Here is an 11,625-nt window from a genome sequence, read left to right on the forward strand (position 1 = left end):
ACATGGCACCAACGCTGCCCGCCGAACTCGCCCGCCTCGGTCCCGTCGCAGGCCTGCTCGAAACCAACGGGATCACCTCCGCTGCGGTCTATCCGGTCCCGGACGACCTCTTCGACATCCCCGCATGGGCGCGGCAGCACCGCGCGGAAATCCGGGCCCTGCTGGCCCGATTCGGGGTGGTCCTACTGCGCAATGTAACCGCGGAACTCGACCTCTTCGGACGAATCGTCGCCGCCATCGGCGGCGATCCGCTGCCCTACCGCGACCGGTCCACGCCCCGGTCGCACGTCGACGGCAACATCTACACCTCCACGGAATACCCGGCAGACCAACGGATTCCACTGCACAACGAAAACTCTTACGCCGACGCCTGGCCCACGGTGCTGTTCTTCTTCTGCGAAGCACCCGCCCAACACGGCGGAGCGACGCCGGTCGCCGATAGTCGCGCGGTGTTCGACCGGATCGACGCCGACATCCGCACGCGGTTCGCCGACGGCATTGTCTACACCAGGACCTACCGTGACGATTTGGGGTTGGGTTGGCAGGAAGCGTTCCAGACCGATTCGCGGTCCCGAGTCGAGGAGTATTGCGCCCGGCACGGCCAGCGATGCGAGTGGGACGGCCCGGTCCTGCGAACCCGGTTCCACCGGCCGAGTTGGCGTACCGAGCCGTCTTCCGGCAGCACGGTGTGGTTCAACCAAGCTCACTTGTTCCACGTGTCGGCGTTGGACGAGGAGATCCGCGAGGCACTGCTGCTGAGCTACCCCGACAGCGATCTCCCCCGCAACGCCTATCACGGCGACGGCAGTCCGCTGGCCGCGGGTGATCTCGGACGCATCGACGAGGTCTACCGGGAGTGTGCCCTCACGATCCCGTGGCGGCGCGGCGATCTGATGATGGTCGACAATATGGTTGCCGCGCACGGCCGCATGCCGTATCGCGGTGCACGCCGTGTGCTGGTGGCAATGACATGAGCGGCGACATCACCGAACAGGGAGTGGCCGTCTACGCGGCGTCTTTCGGCCAGCGTCGGCTGTGGTACGCAGAGCGCCTGGAGCCCACGAGCCCGATCGCCAACGTGCCCTTGGCGATCCGCCTGCGTGGGCCCTTCGATCCCGCGACATGGCAGCGAGCAGTCGATGTGGTGGTGCAGCGGCACGATACGCTGCGCACCTTTCTCGCTGATCGCGGCGGGGCACCGGAACAGGTGGTCCTCGACGCCTGCCGGGTGCGCGTCGAAGTCGAAGAGATCCCCGAGTCGGACGCCCCGGACTTCCTGGACCGCGTTGCGACCACGCCCTTCGATCCGACGATCGCGCCACTGCTGCGCATCGCCCTCGCCCGCTTCGCCGACGAAGATCACCTGCTGGCGATCACCATGCATCATGCCGTCACCGACGGCTGGTCGTTTGGCGTGCTGCTACGCGAGCTTTCCGACAACTACGCCGCGATGCGCGCGGGCGCGACCACGGATCTGCCGGAATTGGCTGTGCAGTACGGCGATTACGCCGAGTGGCAGCAGGATGCTGTCGCAGCGGGCCGGTGGGCGGATCAGGCCGACTTCTGGCACGCCGAACTCGCGGACGTGCCGCTCCTGCTGGATTTGCCGACCGACCGCCAACGGCCATCGGTGCGATCATCGGCAGGCGAAGCAATTGCGTTCATGGTGCCCGCGCCGACCGTCGCGGGCATTCGGGAGGCGGCGCGTCGACTCGGCGGTACCGTGCATATGGCGCTGATGGCCGCGTTCCAGGCGCTGCTCGCCGACATCGCCGGCCAGGACCGGTTCGTCGTCGGCACGGCGGTGTCCGGCCGCAGTCCCGCGTCGGTGGAGAACCTGATCGGGTTCTTTGTCAATACCCTTCCCGTCAAGGCGGATTGTTCGGGCAGGCCAACGTTCCAGGAGCTGTTCGGCCGGGTTCGGGAACAGCTGCTGCGTGCCTACGCCCATCAGGACCTGCCGCTGGAGCACATCGTGGATGCCGTGCGCCCGCCACGGGATCCGGCGCGCACTCCGCTGTTCCAGGCCATTCTCACTTACGGCCCGCACCCGCTTGCCGAACTGCGCCTGCCCGATGTCGAGCCGGAGTACGTCTCCGTCGCCCCCTCCGGCGGCTGCCACTCCGACCTCGACCTCATCGTCTACGACGATGGAAAACACTTGCAGGGCTACCTGATTCGACCCGCCCGGCTCATCGACCACGAACGTGCTTCCGAATGGGTGGCGGAACTGCTGGGACTGCTGGCTGATATCGCGGCCGGGGTGAACCGTGTGCTCTGCACGGACGCCCGTCCAACGCCGACGATCCAATCCCGAGAAGCCACTCCCTCCGACGCGGCGACCGCCAACGGTCCGCGAACCGACCTGCAGCGGTTTGTCGCCGACATCTGGGCGCAGTTGCTGGGCCTGGACTACGTCGGTGTGCACGACGACCTGTTCGCCTGCGGCGGCGACTCGCTGCAGGCCATTCGGCTGCTGAGCCGGGTCGAAACCGGGACCGGACGCAGTATCGGGCTGGCCGATTTCCTCCGCACGCCAACCGTCGCCGGACTCGCCGCGCTGCTGGCCACGAATACCGCTGCGGCCGAACCGACTTCAGTGCCGTTGGGCCTATCCGAGCGCAATCCCGCACGTGTGTCCTATGGTCAGCACCGCCTCTGGTTCATGCAGCGGCTGGAGCCTGACAGCACCGTCTACACCGTGCCGGTGGCCGCCAGAGTGCGGGGCGCATTGGATCTCGCGGCGCTGCGACGGGCAGTCGAGGTGATCGTGGCGAGGCACGATGTCCTCCGGACGCGCTTTGCCGACACCGGGAGCATCCCCGAACAGATCGTGGAAGCCGACTCCCGGGTATCGCTCGAGGTCGAAGATGTGGCCGAGGCTGCCGCAGCGGATTTCGTCGGCAGAGTCACCGACACCCCATTCGACCTGACAACGCTCCCATTGCTCCGCATCGCCGTCGCGAGATTCGACGCCGCCAATCATCTGCTGGTCATCGCAATGCACCATGCCATCACCGACGGCTGGTCCATCGACCTCCTGTTCCGCGAATTGTCGCTCTGCTACGACGCTTTCCAGGCAGGGACCATGCCCGTACTGCCGGACATCCCGATCCGGTACGGCGATTACGCGGAATGGCAGCGCGCCATGGTCGAGGCGCGACAGTGGGATGCCCAGGCGTCGTTCTGGCGGACCGAACTCGCCGACTGGCCGCTGACACTGGACCTGCCGACCGACCGACCGCGACCGGCCATACGGACCGCACAGGGACAATCCCTGCATTTCCTGGTCCCCGCGGCCACCACCGCCGGGATACGCGCGGCTGCCAGACGATGCGGCGGCACCGTGCACATGGTGCTGATGGCCGCGTTCCAGGCAGTGCTCGCCGAACTCAGCGGACAGGATCGATTCGTCGTCGGCACCGCGGTGTCGGGACGTGGCCCTGCCGCGGTCGACAATGTCGTCGGATTCTTCGTCAACACCATCCCGGTCAAGGCGGACTGTTCGGGCGCACCCGACCGGCCGCAGCTGTTCAACCGGGTCCGGCGCAACCTGTTGCGCGCCTATGCGAATCAGGATCTTCCCCTGGAGCACATCGTCGACGCCGTACGTCCGCGCCGCGACCTCGGCCGCACTCCGCTCTTCCAGGCCGTCCTGACCTTCGCAACCGACCCTTGCGCCGAATTGCGTCTCGGCGCAACGCAGGTCGAATCGCGTCCGGTGCTGCAAGACGCCGCGCGCACCGATCTCACGGTGGAGATCCACGACACCACACCAACTTTGGACGGCGTAGTGGAGTTCAGCACCGACCTATTCGACTCCGTGACCGTCGCCTCGTTCATCGACCAACTGCTCGAGGAGCTCGCCCAGTGGAACCGCTGACCGATACGACCTGCGCCGGAATTACCGCATATCTCACCCGAATGTGGTGCACGATCCTCGATCTCGACGCGGTCGACCCCGATGACAACTTCTTCGACCTGGGCGGGACGTCCTTCCAACTGCTCATGGTGAAGGACCGCCTCGACACCGAGTTGGGCATCACCACCGAGCTGATGAGTTTCTTCCGTCATCCCACGGTGGCGGAGCTGGCCGACTACCTCTACGGGAGGACACGATGACGGCGGACGACGCAATCGCGGTGGTGGGTATGGCGGGCCGTTTTCCGGGCGCCGCCGACGTGGCCGAGTTGTGGCGAAACCTGGTGGCGGGCAAGGAATCTCTGATCCGCCCGGCAACCGGCACACCGGGAGACGCCTACGGTGTACTGGCGGATATCGACCTGTTCGACGCCGAGTTCTTCAAGGTCGCACCGGCCGAGGCCGAACTCCTCGATCCACAGCACCGGCTGTTCCTCGAATGCGCGTGGCATGCCTTGGAGCACGCCGGCTGCCCTCCGGACCGCTATGGCGCGCAGACCGGAGTCTTCGCCTCCGCCAGCCCGAGCACATACCTGCTCCGGACCCTGCTCACCCGATTCCAACACGCGAATCCCACCGAGCAGCACCGCATCCTGCTGGCCACCGACAAGGACTACCTCGCGACCCGCACCTCCTACAAGCTCGACCTACAGGGCCCCAGCATCGGCGTACAGACGGCGTGCTCGTCGTCGCTGGTCGCGGTGCACCTGGCGGCCCGCGCGCTGGCCGCGGGCGACTGCGGGGTCGCGGTGGTGGGCGCCGCCACCGTATTCCTTCCGCAAGTGACCCTGCAAGAGCATGTGGACGGCGCCATCATCTCCGCCGATGGGCACTGCCGCCCGTTCGACGCCGCCGCTACCGGCGCGGTCGGCGGCAACGGAGTGGCCGCGGTGGTGCTGCGCCGCGTCGCCGACGCCGTCCGCGACGGCAATCCGATTCGTGCGGTGATCCTTGGTTCCGCGGTCGAGAACGACGGGCGGCGCAAGGTCGGCTACGCCGCGCCCGGCTGGGAAGGCCAAGTTCGGACCGTATCCCGCGCGCTCGAGCGCGCGGGCGTCGCGAGTACCGATATCGGATATGTTGAGGCCCACGGCACCGGCACGCCGATCGGCGATCCGCTGGAAGTATCGGCGCTGGCCGAGGCGTTCGGGCGGCGCCGCGACGGTGCGGCGGCACCCGGCGACTGTCTGCTCGGTTCGGTCAAGTCGAACATCGGACATCTGGACGCCACCGCGGGCGTGACCGGCCTCATCAAGGCGGTGCTCGCGCTGGAGCACGGAATCATCCCGGGCACAGTGCATTTCCGGGAGCCGAACCCGAACTTCGAGTGGGATCGGTCCCCGTTCGCCGTCAACGCGTCGGCGGTGGAGTGGACGCAATCCCGCGGGGACCGCCACTGCGGCGTAAGCAGTCTCGGAATCGGCGGCACCAATGCCCATGTGGTGCTGGCGGGTTGGGCCGAATCCGCACGCATGCGCGTCGAACGTTCGTGTCATGTGCTGACGTTCTCGGCGCACTCCGCTGCCGCCCTGGCAGCCCGGACCCGGGACCTGCGCGCACGCCTGGAGGCCGACCATGACGCCGATCCGGCCAATATCGCTCGCACCATCCAGGTCGGCCGCAGTGCACTGCCGCACCGTCGTTTCGTGATCGCGCACAATCGCTCCGAACTGGTTACGGCGCTCACCGATACGGCGGCGGTCGGCACGCGTGCGGCGTCGAAGGCAAAGGTAGCGTTCCTTTTTCCCGGACACGGCGGACAGTATCCCGATGTCGGTGCCCGGCTGTGGCCTGACTTCGAGGTTTTCCGTACCGCGCACCAGGAGTGCCTGGACCTGTTGGACGCCGCTTCCGATCGATCACTGAAAACATTGCTCTCCGAAGCGGATCGCGTGGACGACACGCTGGTCGCGCAACCCGCACTCTTCGCGGTCGAATACGCACTCGCCCGCACCTGGCTGCATCTCGGTGTGCGTCCGGCGAGCATGATCGGCCACAGCCTCGGCGAATATGTAGCGGCGGTGATCGCGGACGTGATGACCGCCGAGGACGCGGCGCGGCTGGTGGTGGCCCGTGCGGAGCTGATGCAGAAGCTCGCGCCGGGGGCCATGCTTGCCGCCGCCATCAGCGAGGAAGACGCCGCTCGGTTCGTTGCCGCGGGGGCGGATGTGGCGGCCGTCAACGCCGCGAAATCATGTGTGCTTTCGGGTTCCGTCCAGGTCGTCGACGCGATCTCCGAGGACCTGGCCAGTGCGGGCATACCCTTCCGACGCCTGGCGGTGTCGCGGGCCTTCCACAGTCGGATGACCGACACCTGCCTCGATGGCCTGCGTGCGCAGGTGTCCCGAATCGTCTTGCAGCCGCCGAAGATTCCCTTCGCGTCGAATGTCACCGGCACCTGGATCACCGACGAGCAGGCGACGAGTCCGGACTACTGGGTCGAACAAACGCGGCGCACCGTGCGGTTCGCCGAAGGTTTGGCCACGGTATTCGCGTCGGGTCCGAATGCGGTGGTGGAATTGGGGCCCGGTCGTGCACTGAGCAGGCTGGCACAGCGCGATCCGGCGCGGCCGGAAGGACTTCAGGTCCTCGCGTCCCTGCCCGCGCCCAGCGACAAAGAGTCCGAATCCGAGTGCCTGTCAAGGGCGTTGGCAGCGGCGTGGACTGCGGGTGCTCCCGTCGACTGGTCGGCGCTCTGGGAGCACGAACGGCCGTGGACCGCGGTCGACCTGCCTGCCTACCCGTTCCAACGCACCCGCCATTGGCCCTCCGACGCGCCCGAGGAATCCAGCGCCGCACCGGCCGCGCAACCAGTGACCGGCCCGCAACGGTCCCGCTCGGACACCGGGGAGCTGCTCGTGGCAGTTCGCTGCACCTACACGGATACGATCGGACGTCCGCTCGACGACACCGCGAACTTCTTCGACGCGGGCGGAGATTCGTTGGTGGCAGTCCAGGCGGTATTGGCGTTGCGCGCCAGCCTGGGCCGGGAGCTGTCGTTGCGCGAATTCGTCGACAACCCCACTATCGAGCAGCTGACAGCCCTGCTGACCGACCGTGAAACCCCCGTCCCCACATCCCGACCAGCCGTGACGGCACCTTCCACCGATCCGGCGGCCCAGACCTGTCCGGCGACACCGACGGTATCCGTGCGCGACAGTGCCTCCGCAGCACCCGGACCGCGGTCGGGCCCGGAGTTCAGCGTGTTCTTCTTCTCAGCCGACTCCGTCGAGGGTGACCGCTACGGGCTGATCCTCGACTCCGCGCAGCGCGCCGACGAACTCGGCTACACCGCGATCTGGACGCCGGAACGTCACTTCCACCAATTCGGCGACCTGTTTCCGAACCCCTCGGTGCTGGCGGCGGGAATCGCGACCCGTACCAACAGGATTCACCTGCGTGCGGGCAGTGTTGTTGCGCCACTGCATCATCCGGCACGAGTCGCCGAGGAGTGGGCGATCGTGGACAACCTCTCGGGCGGCCGGGTCGGACTCGGATTCGCGCCGGGATTCGTGCCGCTGGACTTCGTCTTCAGCCAGGCCTCCTACGAGCGCAAGCAACACATCATGCTGGACCGCGTCGAGAAGGTACGCAAGCTATGGCGCGGCGAATCGATCGAGGACGTCAACGGTTTGGGTGAGCGGGTGCGTCTGCGCACCTTCCCCCGGCCGGTCCAGCCCGAGCTACCGGTGTGGCTTACCGCGGCCACCAACCCGGCGACCTTCGCCGCGGCGGGGCGGTCGGGCTACAACGTGCTCACCGCGCTGATCAACCTGGACGTCAACGAATTGGAACAGCGGATCGTCGCCTATCGCGCCGGACGCGCGGAGAGCGGCCTCGACCCGGCCGCGGGCATTGTTACCGTCATGGTGCACGCTTACCTGGGCGCGGGTGACGACGACGAGGTACGGGCGGTGGTGGAGCGCCCCTTCCGCGAATACCTCTGGGCGAACTCGGAAATCATCAAGTCCGCGGCCAGGGCGGTGCTCGGTGACCTCGACCTGGATCAGCTCACGGCCGCTGACCGGGAAACCCTGATGGACTTCGCTTTCGCGCGGTACTGGGGATCGAGCGCGCTGCTCGGCGGCGCGGACACCTTCCGCATCCGGGCACAGCGACTAGCGGATATGGGTGTCGACGAGATTGCCTGCCTGGTGGACTTCGGCCTCGACCGTGACACCGTAGTCGCCGGCTTGGAACGCATCGCCGAAACGATGGCGCTGCGGGCCGTGCCCCAGGTATGACGCCGCGCCCACCTGCGCGCGCATGGCCGGGCCAGGTGCGGATTTTTCTCGGCGGCCAAGCGGTGTCGCTACTGGGCGACGGACTCGCCCTGTTGGTGGTCCCGCTGTTGGCCCTCGAAATGAGCAGCAGCCCAGTGGTTTCCGGAATATCTGCGGCCACGGTCACCATCGGCTACCTCTGTGTCGGCGTACCCGCCGGAGTCGTCGTCGACCGGTTCGGTCCGTGGCGGGTGCTCGTCGCCATGGACGCGCTGCGTGCCGTGCTGTTCACCGCGCTCTACGCGCTGGCCGTAACCGATCTCCTGACCGTGCCACTGCTGCTCACACTGGGTCTCATAGCAGGCGCGAGTCATGTGTTCTTCGAGACCGCGGTCACCGTGGCGGTGAAGGATCTGTGCGCCGATCGCGATCTGCTCCGAGCCAACTCGGTGCTCGAAGTGAGCAGTCAGCTCGCCCTGGTACTCGGTCCGGCCACCGTCGGCGCGCTGGCCGCCACGGTCGGTCTGGATGCCGCCTTGCTCGCCAACGCCATAACCTTCCTGGCGTCGCTGGCGAGCCTGCTCGCCGTGTGGTCGCTCCGGTCTCCCGTGCCGCCGCTGGTGTCCCCGCTGCGAATTGGTGCCATCTGGCGGGAATTCCGCGACGGATTGCGGTATCTGCTGTCGATCCGAATTCTCGTGGTGTTGACCGCTCTGCAGATGGTGGTGAATTTCGGTCTGGCCGTGGAGAAGCTGCTCTTCTTCTACGCCAAGGACACACTCGGGCTGGCCACCTCGCTGGTGAGTGTGGTGGTGGCCGCCGGTGGCGTGGGCGGGCTCGTCGGCGCGCTGATAGCGCCATGGCTCGGACATCGGCTCGGACATCTGCGGGTGTTCGCCGGTGGCGTGGTGCTCGCCGGAATCGCCACGGCCGCAATGAGTCTGGCGCACACGTGGCCGGTGCTGGCGGCGGCGAACGCGGTCTACCTCTGGGCATTGGTCACCGCGAGCCTGGTGAATCGCACCCAGCGGCAACTGATGGTGCGTGCCGACATGCTCGGGCGGGTGACCAGCACCGTGAAACTGCTGTTCCTGGCGGTAGATCCACTAGGCGTATTGGTCGCGGGAAGTCTCACGCTCGCGCTCGGCGGCGATCCCAGGTTCGTATTTCTCGGCGCGGGGACGCTCGTGGCGGGCGCGGCGATCGCGGCATGGTATTCCGGACTGCGGGCCTATCGCCGCGCCGCGATCAGCAATCTGCGGTAGTCGCGCAATGTCGGCGTCATGGTCCGTGCCTCCGAAACCAATACTTGCGCGGCCTCGGCCCCCAGCTGCGCGACCAAATCCGGTTCGGCGTCGATGATCCGGTCGTACACCGCGGTCTGCCGCTCATACCAGCCAGCGGGTTCCCGACAGGTGAGCACCTCCCATCCCGCCGCCGTCAGCAGCGTCGCATAGGACAGATAGCTCGGCTCCCACGTCGACAACACCCAGCGCGCCCCCGGCTCGAGCAACCGCGCCACTTCCTGCATGGCGGCGGCTTTGTCGAGCACCATCCACAGCGAGTCGATGCTCACGGCGCCCTGGAACGAGCCGGCGGGCAGCCCCGTGTCGAGGAAATCCCCGACCACGAAGGTCGCCGCCCCGCCCGGATATAGCGTCGAAGCCCGCTTTTGCGCCGCGGCGACGGCTTCCGGGAGCAAATCCACCCCGACCAGATCGACCCCGGCGTGCCGGGCGATCCACAGGCCCGGTCCGCCGCGCCCACAGCCCACATCGACGATGCGATCGCCCGGGCCCACGTCCAGCCAGCGCCATAACGCCCCGAGTTCCCCGGCGGAACTGAAGCCCAGTGGCTCCAGCCCGTCCGGGAGGTCCGCGCCATAGCATTCCTGCCAGATCGCCGTGAGTGTCGGGCTCCAGTCCCCCGCGGCGTACACCGGCCGGTACCGGGCTTCGTCCGCCAACGGCACCTGCTCGGCCGCACGGTCGGGCTTCGAGGCCGCGGATTCCCTTGTCACAGTGCGGCCTTGGTCAACGGAGCCTCGAGATCGGCGGCCGCACGCACCCGTGTGGTGCACGCCTCGGACAGCGGCACATAGTCGTCGGTGGAATAGCTGCCCGAGCCGTGCACCACCATCTCCGCACCCGCGGGCACCAAACCGCGTTCGACGGCATTCATTACGCCGGTCAAAGCCATCACCAGCGACCACTCCCGCAGTGCGGCGGCGTCAGCGGGCAGCGCGATGTCTACCGCGGCCAAGCGGGCCCGCAGCTCGTCGTACCGGGCCAGGCATTCCCGCCGCGACACCACGATGCCGTCGCCACCATGCCGTTCGATGATCGCGTTCATGGTCGGCGACGTGGCCGGTTGGCGCGTGTAGAAGGTGCTGTCCAAATCCTCGGTGGGGCTGTCGGTGACTGCTGGGAAGTGCGGATCATCGTGCTGTGCGAACACTTCGGCGGATTCGTCCCGCACATAGCGCGGCGGGATATCGCCACCTGACCTCGCGCGAAGCAGGCTCGTCACCATATCCGGCGTGCGCAAGTGCTGCACCAGCAGGAATTGCGGATGGTCCGGGTCGGTCTCGGGGTGGCGTACCCGCCTGCCGAGGTGGTAACCGAGCAGCCCGAACGCGCTCGATACGGCATGCGCGTGCAGTCGGCCCTGCGGCGGTGCCACAGCCGACACGTCCGCCTCGAAGAAGGCCCGCGCGGTATCGGCGACGATGTAATTGGCCAAATCCATGGTGTACCAAAGCCGAACTCCCCGATCTCGCTCGAAGGAGTCCGCGGCCGCACGCACGAACTCGTCGGCCAACGCCTTGACCCCGTCCGATCGCTCCCCGTCATAGAGCAGGATCGGGTTGCGCCGCAACAACTCCGAGTCCTCGGACAGATCGGAAGCCCACAACTTGGGTAGCGACCCCGCAGGAACGACCACGGCGATGCTCAACTGCGCGGCCGACACCAGACCGAGTCGGATCGCACGCAGCACCGCATCGCGCAATGCGGTGCCCTTGTTCGCCGATGTCGGCGTCACGATCATCACCCGCTCGCCGGTTCGCTGGATATGCGCCACCGCCCTGGCCACGATTAGCACCGAGGCGAACGTCTTCGTGGTTCGCGTGGACGCGGTGCCGCGCAAGTCCAGCAGCCGCAACTCCCGGCCCGCGTGGGAACCCAGTCCGACCATCCGCATTCGAGCGGTCCCCAGCAACTGCGCCAGCGGCTCGGTCAGCTCGGGAAGCTCCGGATCCATGGGCAAACCCGGCGTCTTCGGAGCTCCGTTCTCGGACCGGTAGAGCCGGGCCGCGGTGCGCAGGTCCGCGTAGTAGCGGACCAGCACACTGTCGCCGTCGATATCCACCGGAAGTGCGGTCTGTGCGATCACCATCGGTTCTCCAATGCGGGCGACAACGCTGTAATGCAGCCTCCCGGAAAGGATATCGACGCAAATCGCCGCGGCGCCGCAGTGAGTT

At 67.3% G+C, this 11,625-nt stretch carries 7 protein-coding genes; 5 read left to right on the top strand and 2 right to left on the bottom strand.

Going from position 1 to position 11,625, the window contains the following annotated elements; genetic code table 11:
• Window positions 1-2: 2 nt before the first annotated feature.
• From OIE68_RS10155 to OIE68_RS10175, 5 genes are read left to right on the top strand one after another with little or no spacing between them, the layout of a single operon-like run.
• The gene (locus tag OIE68_RS10155) at window positions 3-974 is read left to right on the top strand and encodes a TauD/TfdA family dioxygenase (RefSeq protein WP_327099122.1); all 972 of its coding nucleotides are present in this window, start codon (window positions 3-5) and stop codon (window positions 972-974) included.
• Window positions 971-3,883, top strand: coding sequence for a condensation domain-containing protein (locus OIE68_RS10160; RefSeq protein ID WP_327099123.1), 2,913 nt, complete (start codon window positions 971-973; stop codon window positions 3,881-3,883). The genes OIE68_RS10155 and OIE68_RS10160 overlap by 4 nt, the downstream gene beginning before the upstream one ends.
• Window positions 3,871-4,122, top strand: a complete 252-nt coding sequence (locus OIE68_RS10165; RefSeq protein WP_327099124.1) for an acyl carrier protein — start codon at window positions 3,871-3,873, stop codon at window positions 4,120-4,122. Before OIE68_RS10160 ends, OIE68_RS10165 begins: the two co-directional genes overlap by 13 nt.
• Window positions 4,119-8,165, top strand: coding sequence for a MupA/Atu3671 family FMN-dependent luciferase-like monooxygenase (locus OIE68_RS10170; protein WP_327099125.1), 4,047 nt, complete (start codon window positions 4,119-4,121; stop codon window positions 8,163-8,165). The genes OIE68_RS10165 and OIE68_RS10170 overlap by 4 nt, the downstream gene beginning before the upstream one ends.
• A gap of 35 nt (window positions 8,166-8,200) precedes the next feature.
• Entirely contained in the window at window positions 8,201-9,409 is a 1,209-nt protein-coding gene (locus OIE68_RS10175; RefSeq protein WP_327099126.1) for an MFS transporter, read from the top strand.
• On the opposite strand, the gene OIE68_RS10180 is transcribed toward OIE68_RS10175, so the two are convergent.
• A complete protein-coding gene (locus OIE68_RS10180; protein ID WP_327099127.1) occupies window positions 9,376-10,164 on the bottom strand; it encodes a class I SAM-dependent methyltransferase in 789 nt (262 codons plus the stop codon). The two genes, OIE68_RS10175 and OIE68_RS10180, sit on opposite strands and share 34 nt — an antisense overlap.
• Window positions 10,161-11,540 (bottom strand): DUF6002 family protein, encoded by a 1,380-nt coding sequence (locus OIE68_RS10185; protein ID WP_327099128.1) that lies wholly within the window; start codon window positions 11,538-11,540, stop codon window positions 10,161-10,163. Before OIE68_RS10185 ends, OIE68_RS10180 begins: the two co-directional genes overlap by 4 nt.
• Window positions 11,541-11,625 lie beyond the last annotated feature (85 nt).

The sequence above is a fragment of the Nocardia vinacea genome (genome assembly GCF_035920345.1).
Classification (GTDB): domain Bacteria; phylum Actinomycetota; class Actinomycetes; order Mycobacteriales; family Mycobacteriaceae; genus Nocardia; species Nocardia vinacea_A.